The following is a 19166-nucleotide window of genomic DNA, read 5'->3' as shown; positions in this document are numbered from 1 at the left end:
TTTACTAGCGCCCGCTTATAACAACAATTCTACGCAGTACGTACCAGTACATAACCTCCACGACTCAAGTTTTACAGGCAACACCACGGATATGACACATTATTTAAAGACTAAGGATATTCTTGCGCTGGGCTTTATGACGTTTGCGCTGTTTGTTGGCGCAGGCAATATCATTTTCCCCCCCATGGTTGGCATTCAATCCGGTGAGCACGTCTGGATAGCGGCGGCGGGTTTCCTGATAACCGCAGTCGGACTGCCGGTTATCACGGTTATTGCGCTGGCCCGGGTGGGTGGCGGCATTGATGCGCTCAGCTCGCCGATTGGCAAAAAAGCCGGCGTGCTGCTGGCGACGGTTTGTTATATGGCGGTTGGCCCGCTGTTTGCAACGCCGCGCACCGCAACCGTATCATTTGAAGTCGGCATCGCCCCAATTACCGGTGATGGCGCCAGCCCGCTGCTGATTTACAGCCTGATCTACTTTGCGCTGGTGATCCTCATATCACTGTATCCGGGCAAGCTACTGGATACCGTCGGCCATTTCCTCGCGCCGCTGAAAATCGTTGCGCTAACTATCCTGGGCGTTGCCGCACTGCTCTGGCCTGCGGGCGGACTGGTGCCGGCGACCGTCGACTATCAGCGCGCCGCGTTTTCCAGCGGTTTTGTTAACGGCTACCTCACCATGGATACGCTGGGCGCGATGGTGTTTGGCATCGTTATTGTTAACGCCGCCCGCTCTCGCGGCGTTGAGCAGGCTTCTTTGCTGACGCGCTACACCATGATTGCCGGCATTATCGCCGGTATCGGCCTGACGCTGCTTTATCTCAGCCTGTTTAAGCTCGGCTCCGGCAGCGGCGCGCTGGTTGAGCAGGGGGCTAACGGCGCGGCGATTTTACATGCTTATGTGCAGCACACCTTTGGCGGCTTCGGCAGCTTTCTGCTGGCGGCGCTGATCTTTGTCGCCTGTATGGTGACGGCGGTGGGGCTGACCTGCGCCTGCGCCGAGTTTTTTGCGCAGTATCTGCCGTTTTCCTACCGGACGCTGGTGTTCATTCTCGGCTTGTTTTCGATGGTGGTGTCCAACCTTGGTTTGAGTCACCTTATCCATATTTCGGTACCGGTGCTGACGGCTATTTATCCGCCGTGCATCGTGCTGGTGGTGCTGAGTTTTACGCTGAACTGGTGGAATAAAAGCAGCCGTCTGGTGGCGCCGTCGATGTTGGTCAGCCTGCTGTTTGGCATCGTGGATGCGTTTAAATCCAGCAACGTCACCAGCATGGTGCCGGCATTTTTCCAACGTTTGCCGCTGGCGGATCAGGGACTGTCCTGGCTGCCGCCGACGCTGGTGGTGGCGCTGATCGCCGCCATCAGCGATCGGTTGCTGGGACAAAAGCAGCAGACGGCGCATCAGTAATCGTTTTCAATACCCGCCGTAACCACGGGCTTGCCCGTGGTTTTTCATTTGAAGGTTGAACGGAATGCAACAATCAAATCGCTCACTCAAACGAGGATTGAGTTCCCGCCATATCCGCTTTATGGCGCTGGGATCGGCAATTGGCACCGGGTTATTTTATGGTTCCGCCGATGCCATTCAGATGGCCGGGCCCAGCGTGCTGCTGGCCTATATTATCGGCGGCGCGGTGGCATATATCATTATGCGCGCGCTGGGCGAAATGGCGGTGAATAACCCTCAGGCCAGCTCTTTTTCGCGCTACGCCCAGGATTATCTCGGCCCGCTGGCTGGCTATATAACCGGCTGGACCTACTGCTTTGAAATCTTGATCGTTGCCATTGCCGATGTAACCGCGTTTGGCGTTTATATGGGGGTGTGGTTTCCGGACGTGCCGCACTGGATCTGGGTGCTCAGCGTGGTATTGATTATCGGCGCGATTAACCTGATGAGCGTGCGGGTATTTGGCGAGCTGGAGTTCTGGTTCTCTTTTTTCAAAGTGGCCACTATCGTACTGATGATTCTGGCCGGGTTCGCCATCATTATCTGGGGGATCGGTAACGGTGGTCAGCCCACCGGTATCCATAACCTGTGGAGCAACGGCGGCTTTTTTGCCCATGGCATCGTGGGGATGCTGCTCTCTTTGCAAATGGTGATGTTTGCCTACGGCGGCATTGAGATTATCGGCATTACGGCAGGCGAGGCGAAAGATCCCGCGATTTCCATTCCGCGCGCGATCAACTCGGTGCCGCTGCGTATCCTGGTGTTCTATGTCGGCACGCTGTTTGTCATCATGTCTATCTATCCGTGGAATCAGGTAGGCACCCAGGGCAGTCCGTTTGTGATGACCTTCCAGCATATGGGGATTGCGGCGGCGGCCTCGATCCTCAATTTTGTGGTGATTACCGCCTCCCTTTCAGCGATAAACAGCGACGTCTTTGGCGTCGGGCGTATGCTGCATGGCATGGCCGGCGCCCCGGGCATTTGGTCAGGTCTCAAAGCGCGGCATTCCCTGGCTGACGGTGGTGGTGATGATGGTCGCTCTGCTGATCGCGGTTTATCTCAATTACTTGATGCCGGAGAAGGTTTTTCTGGTTATCGCTTCGTTAGCCACTTTTGCCACGGTGTGGGTATGGATCATGATCCTGCTGGCGAATATTGCTTTTCGTCGCCAGCTCACGCCGGAGCAGCGTAAGTCATTGCAGTTTGCTATGCCCGGCGGGCGCTTTACCGCGGCGGTCGGCGTGTTGTTTCTGGCGTTTATCATCGTGCTGATCGGCTACTTCCCGGATACCCGCATATCGCTGTACGTCGGTGCGGCCTGGTTGCTGCTGTTGGTTACAGGCTGGCAGCTGGTTCTCAGGGCGGCAGCGCGGCGCGCTTCGTCATCATAATCTCTCTTTACAGGTTTACGGCACCCGGTTAATGGGTGCCGCGCAGACTAAAATTTCCCTTTAATTTTCAAAACTGTGAGCTGAAGCGATACCAGTCAAAGATTTATCATTGCCCTTGTTTCCCGCGCTGACTATGTTGCACATGACCTTACACGTATAGACAAGTGGGGAGTTATGGCTTTAAAGAAGGGATTGAGCGTTCGGCATATCCGTTTTATGGCGCTGGGATCGGCTATCGGCACCGGGCTGTTTTATGGTTCGGCGGAGGCCATCGAAATTGCCGGGCCAGCAGTGATACTGGCTTATCTGATCGGCGGCGGTGCCGCATGGATTATTATGCGCGCCCTCGGCGAAATGGCGGTAAATAATCCTCAGGCCGGTTCCTTTTCCCACTACGCCCATCACTACCTTGGTCCGCTGGCCGGCTATATTACCGGCTGGACCTACTGCTTCGAAATCCTGATCGTGGCTATCGCCGACGTGACCGCCTTCGGCGTCTATATGAGCGTGTGGTTTCCTGAGGTGCCCCACTGGGTATGGGTGCTGAGCGTAGTGCTGGTCATCGGCGCCATCAATCTGATGAGCGTCAATATTTTTGGTGAAGTGGAATTCTGGCTGTCGCTGGTGAAAGTGGTGGCGATCGCTTTAATGATCGTCGCTGGTTTGGCCATCATTATTTGGGGGATCGGTAACGGCGGCCAGCCAACCGGCATCGATAATCTCTGGCGCCAGGGCGGCTTTTTTCCTCATGGCCTGGCCGGTATGTGGCTTTCGCTACAGGTGGTCATGTTCGCCTATGGTGGTATTGAAATCATCGGTATTACCGCCGGGGAAGCGCGCGATCCGGACAAAGCGATTCCGGCGGCGATCAATGCGGTACCCCTACGCATCCTAGTGTTCTACGTGGGGACGCTGTTTGTAATTATGGCTATTTACCCCTGGAATCAGGTCGGTACCCAGGGCAGCCCTTTTGTACTGACATTTCAGCACCTGGGCATTGCTGCTGCGGCGTCATTGCTTAATTTTGTGGTGATTACCGCCTCGCTTTCGGCGATTAACAGCGATGTATTTGGCGTTGGAAGGATGCTGCATGGCATGGCTGAACAAGAGCAGGCGCCGCGTATTTTTCAGCGCGTTTCGCGTCGGGGCGTTCCCTGGGTGACCGTCAGCGGTATGATGCTGGCGATGTTGCTGGCGGTTTTACTGAATTACCTGATGCCGGAAAACGTCTTTTTGCTTATCGCCTCGCTGGCGACCTTCGCCACAGTCTGGGTATGGATGATGATTCTGTTATCGCACATCGGCTATCGCCGTAGCCTGCGCGCTGCGGGCAGCCCGATGCCGCGTTTTCCCCTGCCGGGAGGCGTGCTGACGGCAGCCATCGGTATACTGTTTCTGATCTTTATCATTGTATTAATTGGTATCCGGCCGGATACCCGGATTTCGCTGTATGCGGGCGGTATTTGGGTACTGTGGTTGCTGCTGGCCTGGAAGCTGTTGTATCAGCGTAAAATTCAGCGGATAGCGCCTGTCCCCCAACCTGAAGAGGACACATCGGCTTAAATCCCTTCAGGAAGAGGGCCAGCTGAACGGTTGCAGCACCTCGCTATCCAGCCGTTGCGAGAAGGTTTGCAGGCTGGCGTCCAGCGGACAGAGAATGCCCGCGTCGGTGTGCCGACAGCCGGGCTGGCTATATTCCGTTTGCAGCAGATCGCTGATTGATTTTAGCGGGGTGAGATGGCGAATTTGCGTCAGCCGCTGGGTGCGGAACAGGATGCGCAAATAGCGTTTGCCGCTGAAATTATCGCGCCAGCGTTCAAAGACCAGGCTTGCGCCGGGGGGAATATTTCCCTCAGGATAATCTGCCTGCTGCCAGTGGAAACGCAGCAGGGTGCGTAAATAAGCGATGTTATTATCGTGGGCCACCAGCAGCAGCCAGCGTTGCCCGACGTCACTGGGGCGCTCTGATTCCAGCGCCGCGATAATTTGCGCCAGCAGGCGCGAACCCTGGCGGCTGGCAATATAGGGGACGTCGTTGCTATAGCGGTACTTCACGCTGTTTAGCTCCAGTAGCGGGGTTAAATCGCGTTGCTGCCTGACGCTGCCAAAGCCTACCTGTGCCGCCGGAAGACCTTCACTCCAGGCCAGACGCAGCGTTTCGGCTGCGGCTGCCTGATGGTCAAGAGCCGGCACAGAAACGTTGCCGGGATGGTTAACGTTTAGCGCCCAGGGCGTTGAAAGCAACGGACAGGGACGGCCTTGCTGGCATAGCGCCCGCGCCAGGCGGTTAATCTCAGGCTGCCAGCGCCGTTGTGCCGCCTGTACGCTGCCGCCCATTGCCTGCAATACGGCGGCTTTCGCTTTCGTGCCGTCCAGCGGGATGCGCTGAGAGCCGGTGAGAAACAGCGGATCGTTGCCGCTTTGCTGATAATGTACCTGCAGCTGACAGCCGGGGAAGGCGCCCTGGCTTAGCGCGTCGGCAGTTGCCCGCGTGCGCTGCAGCGGGCTGGCATAAATATAGACATCACGCGCCGTAGGACAATCTTTGTCGATCAGGCCAAGCCGGCGATAGTGCTGGCCTTCCAGCTGACCTTTAATGGTGGCCGCCAGCCGGCCGTGCTGCGTCAGCTCTCCGTCAGGCGTAGACCAGCGCGGCCAGCTCCGGCCGGTGTCGGCTTCTATTGCGCGTCTGTCCCATGATACCGGCGGGCGCACGCCGTGGCGGGCAATTTCTACCACTTTTTCCAGCTGCCACTGCGGCGCGGACTGAGCAAGGCACGGCGCGCTCACTGCTGATAGTAAGAATAATAAACCCGCGCTCAGCCACTGCCTCATCGATCTGTTTCCTGTCGGTTACCATAATCCCGGATTGTAGCGGCGTGGTGGTCTGCCTGATATGCAGCATGATCCGAAAACAGCCGTTACCCGTTCGCTGTGAAGGGTGGCGGCCAACTTGCAGGCAAAAAAATACCGGCCACAGGGACCGGTATTGAGATAGCCAGAAATGAATCTAAGGCAGGTTACAGCTTAGAGGCGTTCTCGCTGAGGTATTTAGCCACGCCTTCCGGAGACGCGCCCATACCTTCCTGACCTTTCTGCCACTGAGCCGGGCAAACTTCGCCGTGCTCTTCGTGGAACTGCAGCGCATCAACCATACGCAGCATTTCATCAATATTGCGACCCAGCGGCAGGTCGTTAACGACCTGGTGGCGAACCACGCCGTCTTTATCAATCAGGAAGGAGCCGCGTAGTGCGACGCCTGCATCCGGATGTTCGATGCCGTAAGCTTTCTGAATTTCACGCTTAACGTCGGCAACCATCGCGTATTGTACCTTGCCGATCCCGCCGTTATCGACCGGGGTGTTGCGCCAGGCGTTGTGAACGAATTCAGAATCGAAGGATACGCCGACAACTTCCACACCCTGCTTTTTGAATTCTTCGTAACGTTTGTCAAAAGCAATCAGCTCTGACGGACAAACGAACGTGAAATCCATCGGCCAGAAAAACAGTACGGTAGGTTTGCCTGCCGTGTGCTTTTTGAAGTTGAAATTTTCAACGATTTCACCGTTACCTAATACTGCGGCAGCGGTAAAATCCGGGGCTTGACGAGTTACCAGGACCATTTTCACTCCTGTTAGTTGGTTAGGTTTTAATGACAAGACGGCGGCAGTATAAGCGAGGCGAGGTTGGAAACCAATGTAAATAGCGCCCGCCTTTACTGTAGCCAAATTGTTAGCGTCAAATTAAAGCGCTGCTGGCTATCGGCGGCTGTCAGAGCTGGCCGCTGTGCGCCTGCGTCATCATCCGGGGATAAAACTGCCAGAACGCTTGCTCAAGTTCGGGGTAATTATCGCAAAAATCCAGCCAGGAGTCGCGTAGTGCTGACAGCCGCGGACGCCGGTTGGCCATTCCATTGAATACCTGTTGCAGATAGTCCCGTTCGGCATAGCGTTGCAGCCAGTTTTCCTGCCACAGATAGCGATTCAGATTCTGAAATGCAGCCGGGGTGTGCGCCAGCTGGGGGACGATGCTGGCCTCGGCCTGCTGCAGGAAATCCGCCAGCGATTGCTGCGGGTTCAGCCGATCCCAATGCCGTGACAAAAAATGGTCCCAGACGACGTCCAGGGTAATGGGGGCAACGCGCCGGGTTGCGGGGCGAAAGTGCGCTCGCATCGCTTTCACCTCCGGCAGGCCGTCGGTCAGTACGTCAATACGGCGGTGCAGGGCGATGCCTGCCGCGATCGGCGGCGGCCAGCTATGATAAGGATCGCCGCGCACAAAGTCGGCCATCAGGTTTCCCAGCAGCGAGCTGTTCGCCAGGCTGGCAAGGTGAAGATGAGCAAGAAAGTTCATCGCGGCAGTATATTGGCAATTTGCCGCCCCCGGCGATATTTTTTTGCTGTCGCGCAGGTTTCGCGGCAATCGGCGATGAGAAAGGTTCTGCTGCGGGGGCTTTTCCGTTAAACTATGCGCCCTGTTTTAACTCTGCCAAAAATAACCATGCGCGTTGCTGATTTCTCATTTGATTTACCTGACTCTCTGATTGCCCACTATCCGCAGGCCCAGCGTAGCGGCTGCCGTTTACTGTCGCTTGACGGAGAAACCGGCAATCTCAGCCATGGGGTATTCACCGACCTGCTGGATAAACTTCATCCGGGCGATCTGCTGGTGTTTAACAATACCCGGGTTATTCCGGCACGCGTTTACGGGCGCAAGGCCAGCGGTGGCAAAATTGAAGTGCTGGTAGAGCGGATGCTGGATGATAACCGTGTGCTGGCGCACGTCCGGGCATCCAAGGCGCCTAAGCCGGGCAGCGCGCTTTTGTTGGGTGATGACGAGAGTGTCAATGCTACGATGGTGGCGCGTCACGATGCGCTGTTTGAAATCGTCTTTGCAGATCCGCGTCCGGTGCTGGAAATTCTTAATGCGGTAGGGCACATGCCGCTGCCGCCTTATATTGATCGTCCCGATGAAGAGGCCGATCGCGAGCTTTATCAGACGGTATACAGCCAGAAGCCCGGCGCGGTTGCCGCGCCGACGGCCGGGCTGCATTTTGATCAGCCGCTGCTGCAGGCGCTGCGTGCCAGGGGCATTGAAACCGCCTTTGTTACGCTGCACGTGGGCGCCGGTACCTTTCAACCGGTGCGGGTTGATAGTATTGAAGACCACATTATGCACGCCGAGTATGCCGAGGTGCCGCAGGAGGTGGTCGACGCGGTGCTGGCCTGTAAAGCACGCGGCAATCGGGTGATCGCGGTTGGCACAACTTCGGTCCGTTCGCTGGAGAGCGCCGCGCAGGCGGCACAGAATGCGCTGATTGCGCCGTTTTTCGATGACACCAGCATCTTTATCTATCCGGGCTACCACTATCAGATAATCGATGCGCTGGTGACGAATTTTCACCTGCCTGAATCGACGCTTATCATGCTGGTTAGCGCATTTGCCGGCTATCGCCATACCATGCACGCTTATCAGCAGGCCGTGGCGCAACAATATCGCTTTTTCAGCTACGGGGATGCGATGTTTATCAGTCGCAACCCCGCCGCGCCGGATGAACGCGTCGGCGAGTAAAGTTTCGGCGGCTGAGGTGTATAGCAAGCCGCGTGTAGCATTGATAGAATGCGCTTCTTTTGATTAGTCGCCGGACTGTTTCTCTGGTGATGGAGTGAATGTGAAATTTGAACTTGATACGACCGATGGTCGCGCCCGCCGCGGCCGTCTTATTTTCGATCGCGGCGTGGTAGAAACGCCGGCTTTTATGCCGGTAGGCACCTACGGCACGGTAAAAGGTATGACGCCGGAAGAAGTGCAGGAGACCGGCGCACAGATAATACTGGGCAATACCTTCCATCTCTGGCTGCGTCCCGGTCAGGAAATTATGAAGCTGCACGGCGATCTACACGATTTCATGAACTGGCCTGGGCCAATTCTTACGGATTCGGGGGGATTTCAGGTATTCAGCCTCGGTGATATCCGTAAGATAACCGAAGCCGGCGTTCATTTCCGCAATCCAATTAATGGCGATGCTATTTTTCTCGACCCCGAGAAGTCGATGGAAATTCAGTACGATCTCGGCTCTGATATCGTCATGATCTTCGATGAGTGTACGCCCTATCCGGCGGAGTGGGATTATGCTAAACGCTCGATGGAAATGTCGCTCCGCTGGGCGAAACGCAGCCGTGAACGTTTTGATGCATTAGATAATAAAAATGCGCTGTTTGGCATTATTCAAGGCAGCGTTTACGAAGATTTACGTGATGTTTCCGTCAAGGGGCTGGTGGATATAGGTTTTGATGGGTACGCTGTGGGCGGCCTGGCGGTCGGCGAACCGAAAGCGGATATGCATCGCATTCTTGAGCACGTCTGCCCCCAAATCCCGCAGGATAAACCACGTTATCTGATGGGCGTGGGCAAGCCGGAAGATCTGGTAGAAGGCGTGCGGCGCGGCATTGATATGTTCGACTGCGTGATGCCGACGCGCAATGCCCGCAACGGCCATCTTTTTGTGACGGACGGCGTGGTGAAAATCCGCAATGCCAAACATAAAGATGATACCTCTCCGCTCGATGCCGAATGCGATTGTTATACCTGTCGCAATTACAGCCGCGCATACTTGCATCATTTGGATCGTTGTAACGAAATACTCGGTGCCAGATTGAACACGATTCATAATCTGCGTTACTACCAACGCCTGATGGCGGGTTTACGCAAGGCTATTGAAGAGGGTACATTAGAGCGCTTTGTTTTGGGATTCTATCAACGGATGGGTAAGACGGCTGCGCCCTTATCCTCTGATAATTAACAATTGAGGGAAATTTTGATGAGCTTTTTTATTTCTGATGCCATGGCCGCTACCGGCGCCCCTTCGCAGGGGAGCCCTTACTCTCTGGTTATTATGCTGGTGGTTTTCGGCCTGATTTTCTACTTTATGATCCTGCGTCCGCAGCAGAAGCGTACCAAAGAACATAAGAAGCTGATGGATTCTATCTCCAAGGGCGATGAAGTGCTGACAACCGGCGGGCTGGTTGGCCGCGTGACTAAGGTTGCTGAAACCGGCTATGTCGCCATCGCTCTGAACGACACGACTGAAGTGGTCGTTAAACGTGATTTCGTGGCTGCCGTTCTGCCGAAAGGTACAATGAAGGCGCTGTAATTATCTGTTTTCCCTAAGGGAACTACCGTGTTAAACCGTTATCCTTTGTGGAAGTACGTTTTACTGACCGTGGTATTTATCGTTGGTCTGGTTTACGCACTTCCCAACCTTTATGGTGAGGATCCGGCCGTTCAGGTCACTGGCGTGCGCGGAGCCGCCGCCAGTGAACAGACGCTGGACCAAATCCAGAGCGTTCTCAAACAAGATAATATTCCGGCGAAGTCGGTTGCGTTGGAGGAAGGTAATATTCTGGCGCGCTTTGCCAATACCGACGTTCAGCTGCATGCGCGTGAGGCGCTGACCAAAGCGCTGGGCGATAAGTATGTCGTGGCGCTCAACCTCGCGCCGGCAACCCCGACGTGGCTGAAGCTGCTTAATGCGGAGCCGATGAAGCTGGGGCTTGACCTGCGCGGCGGTGTTCACTTCCTGATGGAAGTGGATATGGACACTGCGCTGAGCAAGCTTCAGGAACAGAATATTGATGGCCTGCGCAGCGATCTGCGTGAAAAAAATATCCCTTACACCACCATCAACAAAGCGGCTAATTACGGCCTGCAGATCCAGTTCCCTAACTCAGCCGACCGCGATGCGGCTATTAGCTATTTATCTCCGCGCCACCGCGATCTGGTTATTTCCAGCAGCGGCGATAATGTGCTGCGTGCGGTAATGACTGATGAGCGTCTGCGTGAAGCGCGGGAATATGCGGTGCAGCAGAATATCAATATCCTGCGCAATCGCGTGAACCAGCTTGGCGTCGCCGAACCTCTGGTTCAGCGTCAGGGCTCAGACCGCATTGTGGTTGAGCTGCCGGGGATTCAGGACACGGCGCGGGCGAAAGAAATTCTTGGCGCAACCGCGACGCTTGAGTTCCGTCTGGTTAATACCTCGGTTGATGCCAGCGCGGCGGCAAACGGCCGCGTGCCGGGCGATTCCGACGTGAAATATACCCGCGACGGTCAGCCGGTGGTGCTGTACAAACGCGTAATTCTGACCGGCGATCATATTACCGACTCCACCTCCAGTATGGATGAGTACAACCAGCCTCAGGTGAATATTTCACTTGATAGCACGGGCGGTAACATCATGTCTAACTTCACCAAGGACCACATCGGCCAGCCGATGGCGACCCTGTTCGTGGAGTATAAAGACAGCGGTAAGAAAGATGCTAAAGGGCACGCTATCCTGGAGAAACAGGAGCAGGTCATCAACGTGGCGAATATCCAGTCGCGTCTGGGTAACAGCTTCCGTATCACCGGCATCAGCAACCCGAATGAAGCCCGCCAGCTTTCACTGCTGCTGCGCGCCGGTGCGCTGATCGCGCCGATCCAGATCGTTGAAGAACGCACCATTGGCCCGACCATGGGACAGCAAAACATTACCCAGGGGCTGGAAGCCTGCCTGTGGGGGCTGCTGGCGTCAATCCTGTTTATGGTGGTGTTCTACAAGAAATTTGGTCTGATCGCCACCTCTGCGCTGTTGGCTAACCTGGTACTTATCGTCGGCATTATGTCGCTGATTCCCGGAGCGACGCTGACGATGCCGGGTATCGCGGGGATCGTGCTGACACTGGCCGTTGCGGTTGATGCTAACGTACTGATTAACGAGCGTATTAAAGAAGAGTTACGTAATGGGCGCAGCGTGCAGCAGGCGATTCATGAAGGCTATAAAGGCGCCTTCTCCAGTATCGTCGATGCTAACGTAACGACGCTGATTAAAGTCATCATTCTTTATGCTGTGGGCACCGGGTCGATCAAGGGGTTTGCGATTACCACTGCAATTGGTATCGGCACCTCTATGTTCACCGCGATCCTGGGTACCCGCGCCATCGTTAACCTGGTTTACGGCGGCAAACGTATCAGCAAGCTGTCAATCTGAGGAGCGAGTTGTGGCACGTGAATACAATATTGAGCAGCTGAACCACGGGCGTAAAGTCGTCGACTTTATGCGCTGGGACGCGCTGGCTTTTATCATCTCCGCTCTGCTGATCGTTGCGGCCATCGCCATTATTGGCGTGCGTGGCTTTAACTGGGGGCTTGATTTCACCGGTGGTACGGTGATTGAAATCAACCTGGAAAGGCCCACCGAGCTTGATACGCTGCGCAGCGCCTTGCAGACGGCAGGTTTTGCCGAGCCGCAGGTGCAGAACTTCGGCAGCAGCCGCGATGTGATGGTGCGTATGGCCCCAACCAAAGGGCCGGCCGGGCAGGAGCTGGGCAACAAGGTTGTGACGGTTATCAATCAGGCGTCCCACCAGGATGCCACCGTGAAGCGCATTGAGTTTGTCGGTCCGAGCGTGGGTAGCGATTTAGCGCAGGCCGGTGCAATGGCGCTGCTGTCTGCGCTGGGCGCCATCCTGATCTACATCGGCTTTCGCTTTGAGTGGCGTCTGGCGCTGGGGACGGTACTGGCTTTGATCCATGATGTCATCATCACGGTAGGACTGCTTTCGCTGTTCCATATCGAGATTGACCTGACGATTATCGCGTCGCTGATGTCGGTTATCGGCTATTCGCTTAACGATAAGATCGTGGTTTCAGACCGTATTCGTGAGAACTTCCGCAAGATACGTCGCGGCTCTTCTTATGATATCACCAACGTTTCTCTGACCCAGACCTTGAGCCGTACCATTATCACCTCGGCGACCACCCTTGCCATGGTGCTGATTTTGTTCGTCTTCGGCGGCGCTTTGCTGAAAGGCTTCTCGCTGACGATGCTGATCGGCGTCACCATCGGTACCATCTCGTCAATTTATGTCTCTTCCGCGCTGGCGCTGAAGCTGGGCATGAGGCGCGAGCATATGATTACCCAGAAGGTGGAAAAAGAGGGGGCGGATCAGCCTTCGATTTTACCGTAAGCGACCGCTCCGGCTGATAAGCAGTAACAACCAACGGCACCCCAGGGTGCCGTTTTATTATTGGCCGCTGTCCGGCACGATGTCATGGACCCGAACATATCCCAGCTGTTCTGGCTGGATGCCGTTTAGCTGCAGCGTCACCGTTATGCTCTGGCTCGCCGTCAGCCCGCCATCGACGTGGATCTGCTGATTTTGATTACTGCCCGGCAGCGGTTTTCCGCTGGCGCTGTCGCGCTCGCCCCACTCAATCCGTGCGCTAAATGGCTGCAGGCGGCTGGCATCTTTAGCCTGGATGTGCAGCCGTATTTTACTACTGCCGTCATCCGCTTCAGGGGCAGTCAATGACAGGTTCAGATCGCCCATCTGGCTTTGTAACACCACCGGCGTTTTCGCGCCGGGGATTAGCCAGGCTCCCTGACTGGAGTTGACGTTCAGGCTGTTCTGCTGCTCCAGCGCGCTGGCCTGGCGGGTTAGCTGGCCCATTTCTTTATTCAGTTTGCTGACTTGATTATGCAACTGATTAACCTGGTGCGGCGGCGCTGTCGTGCAGCCTGCCAGTAGCATGGCTGTCGTCAGCGCCGCAAAATAATTCCTTACCATCATTAGGCGATATCCATTAAGACTTAATCAGGGATGCGCAAAACCTGTCCGGGATAAATTTTATCCGGGCTGGTCAGCATCGGCTTGTTAGCCTCGAAGATTTTATTGTATTGGTTGGCATCGCCATAGACTTCTTTCGATATTTTGCTCAGGTTATCGCCGGATTTAACGCTGTACGTACGGATTTCGCGCGTATCGCTGGTGGTTACCTGGTCATCGACGGTTTTAATGCCTTCCACGTTGCCCGCCGCCACCAGGATTTTTTCTTTCACCTCCTGTGACACGCCGTCGCCGCTAATCGTGACTTTATCACCATCAACTTTAACGCTGACCTTGTCGCTGCCCGGCAGGTTAAGTTCCTGAATGTGCTTTTGCAGCGCGGCGTTTTTGTCCTCTGCAGCGCCGAAAAGCTTGGTTCCCACCGTTTCGAGAAAGCTAAACAGTCCCATATTCGATCTCCTCTTAGTTAGGCTCCTTTAATGGAGCAGCAACTTAAGGATAGTCAATTTTACCGGTTGTAACATTTATCGGCGCCGATCGCGGCGCGGGCCGGAGGGGTAAACGTTTCAGTTAGCAGCAACTTCGCGCTAAACTGCGCTTTATTTGGTGAAACCAGGAAGCGTTATGCATTGCCCATTTTGCTCTGCTATTGATACGAAAGTGATTGATTCCCGCCTGGTGGGTGAGGGAACCTCGGTAAGGCGGCGGCGTCAGTGTCTGGTGTGCCATGAGCGCTTTACCACTTTTGAAGTGGCGGAGCTGGTCATGCCGCGGGTGGTGAAAAGTAATGATATCCGCGAGCCTTTTAATGAAGACAAACTGCGCAGCGGCATCATGAAGGCGCTGGAAAAGCGCCCGGTCAGCGCCGATGCGGTAGAAGACGCCCTGAGCCATATCAAAACTCAGCTGCGCGCCACCGGCGAGCGTGAAATTGCCAGTAAAATGATTGGCGGGCTGGTAATGGATGAGTTGAAAAAGCTGGATAAGGTTGCCTATATTCGCTTCGCGTCGGTGTATCGCAGCTTTGAAGATGTGCGCGAGTTTGGTGAAGAGATCGCCCGCCTGCAGGATTAACTATGAGCGATGAGCTGTTTATGGCGCGCGCGCTGGAGCTGGCGCGGCGCGGTATTTATACGACGACCCCCAATCCGAACGTCGGCTGCGTTATCGTCCGCGACGGAGAGATCGTTGGCGAAGGCTGGCATCAGCGCGCCGGCGAGCCGCATGCCGAAGTTCATGCGTTGCGCATGGCTGGCGAACGCGCGCGCGGCGCAACGGCCTATGTAACCCTGGAACCCTGTAGCCATTTTGGTCGCACGCCGCCCTGCTGTGATGCGCTGCTGGCAGCCGGCATCAGGCGAGTCGTTGCGGCTATGCAGGACCCTAACCCGCAGGTAGCCGGGCGCGGACTTTATCGCCTGCAGCAGGCTGGCGTTGATGTCAGTCACGGCCTGATGATGCAGGAGGCTGAGCGTCTCAATCGGGGATTTCTCAAGCGGATGCGTACCGGTTTTCCCTGGGTGCAGCTTAAGCTTGGCGCATCGCTGGATGGCCGTACCGCGATGGCCAGCGGCGAGAGCCAGTGGATCACCTCGCCGCAGGCCCGCCGGGATGTGCAACATTTTCGCGCCATGAGCTCTGCTATTCTCTCCAGCAGTGCCACCGTACTGGCTGACGATGCTTCGCTAACCGTACGCTGGCAGGAGCTTAACGCCGACCTGCAGCAGCAGCTGGCGCCTGATAGCCTACGCCAGCCAGTGCGGGTGGTTATTGACAGCAAGAATCGAATTACCCCGCAGCAGCGGCTGATTAATCAGCCGGGCGAAACCTGGCTGGCGCGTCTTAACGAGGATCATCAGACGTGGCCGGCGTCGGTGCATCAGCTCAGTTTGCCCGCGGTTAATCAGCGAGTGGATATCGTTTCATTGCTGATGCTGCTGGGAAAACGGCAGATTAATACGCTATGGGTTGAAGCCGGTGCAGAATTGACCGGGTCCTTGCTGCAGGCCGGCGTGGTTGATGAGCTTATCGTTTACCTGGCGCCGAAGCTGCTGGGCGACGCGGCGCGCGGCCTGTGTCAGCTTCCGGGATTAAGCTATCTGGCTGATGCGCCGGGCTTTATCTTCAGCGACGTTCGCCAGATTGGACCGGATGTGCGCCTGATTCTGACGCCGCAGTAGCGCGTTGCGCAAAAGCGGAAGCAGAGCGCGTGAGAATATGATAAAATCCGCCCCCCTCGGGGCCATTACCGAATCCGATAAGGAACTCTATGAAAGTTATCGAAGCTGCTGTTGCGTCGCCTGATGCGCGCGTTGCTATTGTGATTTCCCGTTTCAACAACTTCATCAATGATAGCCTGCTGAGCGGCGCCATTGATGCGTTAAAGCGCATCGGCCAGGTGAAAGAAGACAACATCACCGTGGTCTGGGTTCCGGGCGCTTATGAACTGCCAATGACGGCACGGGCGCTGGCGAAGGCGGGGAAACACGATGCGGTCGTGGCGTTGGGAACCGTTATTCGCGGCGGCACTGCCCATTTCGAATACGTTGCCGGCGAAGCAAGTTCAGGCCTGGCCAGCGTATCAATGAACAGTGATATTCCGGTGGCGTTTGGCGTTCTGACAACCGAAAACATCGAGCAGGCGATTGAACGCGCCGGCACCAAAGCGGGCAACAAAGGGGCGGAAGCCGCACTGACCGCTCTGGAAATGATTAACGTACTGAAAGCCATCAAGGCTTGATTTTAAGGGGAATTTCGTGAAACCTGCTGCCCGCCGCCGCGCACGTGAATGCGCAGTCCAGGCACTTTACTCCTGGCAGTTGTCGCACAATGACATCGCCGATGTTGAATATCAGTTTCTGGCGGAACAGGATGTTAAAGACGTTGATATTGGTTACTTTCGCGAGCTCCTGACTGGCGTAGCGACCAACAGCGCCTATCTTGACGGGTTAATGAAGCCTTACCTCTCGCGCCAGCTGGAAGAGCTGGGGCAGGTCGAAAGGGCTGTCCTGCGCCTGTCGCTGTATGAACTGAGCAAGCGTAGCGACGTTCCCTACAAAGTGGCGATTAACGAAGGCATTGAGCTGGCGAAAATCTTCGGCGCTGAAGACAGCCATAAGTTTGTCAATGGCGTACTGGATAAAGCCGCGCCGCAAATACGCCCGAATAAGAAGTAATCCTGCAAGGCCGGTTTCCCGGCCTTTATCTTTTACTCACGGAATCTCACTATGGTCTGTGGCGAATTTGAACTCATCGCGCGTTATTTTGATCGTGCAGCCGGTTCGCGTCGCGACGTCGAAAAAGGCATTGGTGACGACTGCGCCCTGCTGAACGTTCCTGAAAAGCAAACGTTGGCGATCAGTACCGATACGCTGGTCGAAGGCATCCATTTCCTGCGTGATATCCATCCGGCTGATTTAGGCTATAAAGCGCTGGCGGCGAATCTTAGCGATCTTGCGGCGATGGGCGCCGATCCCGCCTGGCTTACGCTGGCGCTTACCCTACCGCAGATTAATGAAGACTGGCTGCGGGATTTTAGCGACAGTCTGTTTGAGCTGATGGATTACTTCGGCGTACAGCTGATTGGCGGCGACACGACGCGCGGGCCGCTGAGTATGACGCTGGGCATCCACGGCCTGATACCGACGGGCAGAGCGCTAAAACGCTCGGGCGCCCGGCCGGGCGACTGGATATATGTCACCGGAACGCTCGGCGACAGCGCTGCCGGGCTGGCGCTGCTGCAGCATCATCAGCGTCTTAACGATCCGGTGAGCAACGAGGCGCTGATAAAACGCCATCTGCGTCCGATGCCCCGCATTTTGCAAGGTCAGGCGCTGCGCGGCCTTGCCAGCGCGGCGATTGATATTTCCGATGGCCTGCTGGCGGATTTAGGCCACATCCTTAAAGCCAGCGACTGCGGCGCCAGCCTGAATCTCGATGCGCTACCGATTTCAGATACCCTGCAGGCGCACTTCAGTCGTGAGCAGCAAATAAGCTGGGCGCTGCACGGCGGTGAGGATTATGAGCTGTGCTTTACCGTGCCGGAGGTAAACCGCGGCGCGCTGGACGTAGCGTTAAGCCACTCTGGCGTGCCTTATACCTGCATCGGCCAGATGAGGGCGGCGGCCGAGGGCGTAACCCTGTTGCGCGACGGGCAGCTGGTAAGCAGTGGTAAAAAAGGATTCGATCATTTTGCTGGTAAATAAAGATGAGGCGAAAAGCCGCCTCAGCATGCGTAATCCCTGGCACCTGCTGGCGACTGGATTTGGCAGTGGGCTGAGCCCCTGGGTGCCCGGCACGATGGGATCGCTGGCCGCCATTCCCTTCTGGTATTTACTCAGACTGCTGCCGCTTGAGCTTTATTCGCTGCTGTTGCTGCTGGCAATCAGCATTGGGGTTTATCTCTGTCATCGCACCGCCAGAGATATGGGCGTTCACGATCACGGCAGCATCGTCTGGGATGAGTTTATCGGCATGTGGATCACGCTGCTGGCTATCCCGGTTAACAGCTGGCGTTGGGTGCTGGCGGGCTTCGTGGTGTTTCGCATTCTCGATATGTGGAAACCCTGGCCGATTCGCTGGTTCGATCGCAACGTACATGGCGGCATGGGTATTATGGTGGACGATATCGTGGCGGGAATTATCTCGGCGGCGATCCTCTGGCTGGCCGGCAGCTGGTTCTGTTAACGCGCAGACGATTTAGCTTTTGCTGAATACGCCGCTCGCTGGTAACGGGCGAGCGGCGCAGCGTCTGAGCGAATCCGCAGGTCATGCGGCAGCGAGGCCCCATGACCAAACGCCAGGAAGCGCCTGGCTTAACGCTTTATTCAAAGCCACTGACTGCATGAGGCTGATAAACGCTCTCCAGTTCGGCTATCTCTTCAGGCTTGAGCTCCACCTCAACCGCTTTGACAACATCTTCCAGCTGCTCGGCGCGCGACGCGCCAACAATCGGTGACGTCACCGCCGGCTTATGCAGCATCCACGCCAGCGCAATCTGCGCGCGGCTGACGCCTTTATCACGCGCCAGGTTAGTTACCCGTTCTGCGATTGCGGCGTTGTTCTCTTCACTGCGGTCGTAGAGGGTTTTGCCGAACTCATCGGAAACCGAACGAGCGGTGGTCTCGCCCCATGGGCGCGTCAGGCGACCGCGAGCCAGCGGGCTCCAGGGCATTACCGCAATGTTCTCAGCCTGGCATAGCGGATGCATTTCCCGCTCTTCTTCACGCTGGATCAGATTATATTGATCCTGCATGCTGACGAAGCGCGTCCAGCCGTGTTTATCGGCGGTATAAAGCGCTTTGGCAAACTGCCAGGCGAACATTGATGAAGCGCCGATATAGCGCGCTTTACCGGATTTAACCACATCATGTAGCGCCTCCAGCGTCTCTTCAAGCGGGGTGTTGTAGTCCCAGCGGTGGATCTGCAGCAGATCGACATAAGGTTCTGTCGCATTAACGCCAGCAGGTTGACAGAAAGCCTGGATGGTGATTGTTTACGCAACAAGAAGATAAAACTGCTCTGCCGGGGACAAACCGTCTCTGTGCGGATTCTGAAGCTGCCCTTTGCGTAGCATGTGGATGATTTCGATACCTGCCAGTATCGCCTGCGCCCTCCGGAATGATTTGAACCCCAGCATCTGGCGTATCCGACGTTTGATATTCCGGTGCTCCTGCTCCACCAGGTTGTTCAGATACTTACTCTGCCTGACCTTAATGC

General features: G+C 55.9%; 19 protein-coding genes and 2 pseudogenes. 14 read left to right on the top strand and 7 right to left on the bottom strand.

The window, feature by feature from the left end; all coding sequences use genetic code 11:
- Positions 1–91 precede the first annotated feature (91 nt).
- The 3 genes and pseudogenes from brnQ to proY (BTJ39_RS18920) all read left to right on the top strand — a co-directional run bounded on the left by brnQ (position 92) and on the right by proY (BTJ39_RS18920) (position 4404).
- Positions 92–1411 carry a branched-chain amino acid transport system II carrier protein gene (brnQ, locus tag BTJ39_RS18930; protein WP_078004282.1) on the top strand — a complete coding sequence of 440 codons (1320 nt, stop codon included), beginning with the start codon at positions 92–94 and terminating at the stop codon, positions 1409–1411.
- Positions 1412–1475: 64 nt separating this feature from the next.
- Positions 1476–2841, top strand: a pseudogene (proY, locus tag BTJ39_RS18925) (proline-specific permease ProY).
- A 174-nt stretch (positions 2842–3015) separates the two neighbouring features.
- Complete coding sequence (gene proY / locus BTJ39_RS18920; protein ID WP_078004281.1) at positions 3016–4404, top strand: proline-specific permease ProY; 1389 nt, start codon at positions 3016–3018, stop codon at positions 4402–4404.
- A gap of 6 nt (positions 4405–4410) precedes the next feature.
- On the opposite strand, the gene BTJ39_RS18915 is transcribed toward proY (BTJ39_RS18920), so the two are convergent.
- The 3 genes from BTJ39_RS18915 to BTJ39_RS18905 form a co-directional block, all read right to left on the bottom strand.
- Entirely contained in the window at positions 4411–5676 is a 1266-nt protein-coding gene (locus tag BTJ39_RS18915) for a histidine-type phosphatase (protein ID WP_078004280.1), read from the bottom strand.
- A gap of 185 nt (positions 5677–5861) precedes the next feature.
- Positions 5862–6464 carry a peroxiredoxin C gene (locus BTJ39_RS18910; RefSeq protein ID WP_078004279.1) on the bottom strand — a complete coding sequence of 201 codons (603 nt, stop codon included), beginning with the start codon at positions 6462–6464 and terminating at the stop codon, positions 5862–5864.
- Positions 6465–6612: 148 nt separating this feature from the next.
- Positions 6613–7194, bottom strand: a complete 582-nt coding sequence (locus tag BTJ39_RS18905; protein ID WP_078004278.1) for an acyl carrier protein phosphodiesterase — start codon at positions 7192–7194, stop codon at positions 6613–6615.
- A gap of 147 nt (positions 7195–7341) precedes the next feature.
- On the opposite strand from BTJ39_RS18905, the gene queA reads away from it, so the two are divergent.
- The 5 genes from queA to secF all read left to right on the top strand — a co-directional run bounded on the left by queA (position 7342) and on the right by secF (position 12848).
- The gene (queA, locus tag BTJ39_RS18900) at positions 7342–8412 is read left to right on the top strand and encodes a tRNA preQ1(34) S-adenosylmethionine ribosyltransferase-isomerase QueA (protein WP_078004343.1); all 1071 of its coding nucleotides are present in this window, start codon (positions 7342–7344) and stop codon (positions 8410–8412) included.
- A gap of 100 nt (positions 8413–8512) precedes the next feature.
- On the top strand, positions 8513–9643 hold the full coding sequence (gene tgt / locus BTJ39_RS18895) for a tRNA guanosine(34) transglycosylase Tgt (RefSeq protein WP_078004276.1): 1131 nt from the start codon (positions 8513–8515) through the stop codon (positions 9641–9643).
- An 18-nt stretch (positions 9644–9661) separates the two neighbouring features.
- Positions 9662–9994 carry a preprotein translocase subunit YajC gene (gene yajC, locus BTJ39_RS18890; protein ID WP_078004275.1) on the top strand — a complete coding sequence of 111 codons (333 nt, stop codon included), beginning with the start codon at positions 9662–9664 and terminating at the stop codon, positions 9992–9994.
- Positions 9995–10021: 27 nt separating this feature from the next.
- Positions 10022–11869, top strand: coding sequence for a protein translocase subunit SecD (gene secD / locus BTJ39_RS18885; protein WP_078004274.1), 1848 nt, complete (start codon positions 10022–10024; stop codon positions 11867–11869).
- 10 nt (positions 11870–11879) lie between these two features.
- Entirely contained in the window at positions 11880–12848 is a 969-nt protein-coding gene (secF, locus tag BTJ39_RS18880; RefSeq protein ID WP_078004273.1) for a protein translocase subunit SecF, read from the top strand.
- Positions 12849–12905: 57 nt separating this feature from the next.
- On the opposite strand, the gene BTJ39_RS18875 is transcribed toward secF, so the two are convergent.
- Both BTJ39_RS18875 and lysM read right to left on the bottom strand, forming a co-directional pair.
- A complete protein-coding gene (locus BTJ39_RS18875) occupies positions 12906–13451 on the bottom strand; it encodes a DUF3251 domain-containing protein (RefSeq protein ID WP_078004272.1) in 546 nt (181 codons plus the stop codon).
- 20 nt (positions 13452–13471) lie between these two features.
- On the bottom strand, positions 13472–13897 hold the full coding sequence (lysM, locus tag BTJ39_RS18870) for a peptidoglycan-binding protein LysM (RefSeq protein WP_078004271.1): 426 nt from the start codon (positions 13895–13897) through the stop codon (positions 13472–13474).
- Between the two features lie 175 nt (positions 13898–14072).
- Between lysM and nrdR the strand changes: the two genes are divergently transcribed.
- The 6 genes from nrdR to pgpA all read left to right on the top strand — a co-directional run bounded on the left by nrdR (position 14073) and on the right by pgpA (position 18134).
- Positions 14073–14522 carry a transcriptional regulator NrdR gene (gene nrdR, locus BTJ39_RS18865; protein ID WP_078004270.1) on the top strand — a complete coding sequence of 150 codons (450 nt, stop codon included), beginning with the start codon at positions 14073–14075 and terminating at the stop codon, positions 14520–14522.
- A gap of 2 nt (positions 14523–14524) precedes the next feature.
- Positions 14525–15628, top strand: a complete 1104-nt coding sequence (gene ribD, locus BTJ39_RS18860; protein WP_078004268.1) for a bifunctional diaminohydroxyphosphoribosylaminopyrimidine deaminase/5-amino-6-(5-phosphoribosylamino)uracil reductase RibD — start codon at positions 14525–14527, stop codon at positions 15626–15628.
- A gap of 89 nt (positions 15629–15717) precedes the next feature.
- Positions 15718–16188 carry a 6,7-dimethyl-8-ribityllumazine synthase gene (gene ribH, locus BTJ39_RS18855; RefSeq protein ID WP_078004266.1) on the top strand — a complete coding sequence of 157 codons (471 nt, stop codon included), beginning with the start codon at positions 15718–15720 and terminating at the stop codon, positions 16186–16188.
- A 16-nt stretch (positions 16189–16204) separates the two neighbouring features.
- Positions 16205–16624 (top strand): transcription antitermination factor NusB, encoded by a 420-nt coding sequence (gene nusB, locus BTJ39_RS18850; protein WP_078004265.1) that lies wholly within the window; start codon positions 16205–16207, stop codon positions 16622–16624.
- A 51-nt stretch (positions 16625–16675) separates the two neighbouring features.
- Positions 16676–17653, top strand: coding sequence for a thiamine-phosphate kinase (thiL, locus tag BTJ39_RS18845; protein WP_078004263.1), 978 nt, complete (start codon positions 16676–16678; stop codon positions 17651–17653).
- Positions 17640–18134 carry a phosphatidylglycerophosphatase A gene (gene pgpA, locus BTJ39_RS18840; RefSeq protein ID WP_078004262.1) on the top strand — a complete coding sequence of 165 codons (495 nt, stop codon included), beginning with the start codon at positions 17640–17642 and terminating at the stop codon, positions 18132–18134. Before thiL ends, pgpA begins: the two co-directional genes overlap by 14 nt.
- 136 nt (positions 18135–18270) lie before the next feature.
- Here the strand turns inward: pgpA and BTJ39_RS18835 are convergent.
- Together BTJ39_RS18835 and BTJ39_RS18830 are read right to left on the bottom strand one after the other, a co-directional pair.
- Positions 18271–18888, bottom strand: a pseudogene (locus tag BTJ39_RS18835) (aldo/keto reductase); the annotation flags it as partial.
- Positions 18889–18942: 54 nt separating this feature from the next.
- On the bottom strand, positions 18943–19166 hold a 224-nt coding region (locus tag BTJ39_RS18830), incomplete at its 5' end, for a DDE-type integrase/transposase/recombinase (RefSeq protein ID WP_139356381.1).

The organism is Izhakiella australiensis (genome assembly GCF_002006995.1).
Classification (GTDB): domain Bacteria; phylum Pseudomonadota; class Gammaproteobacteria; order Enterobacterales; family Enterobacteriaceae; genus Izhakiella; species Izhakiella australiensis.
This window is presented reverse-complemented; position numbering and strand designations above follow the sequence as displayed.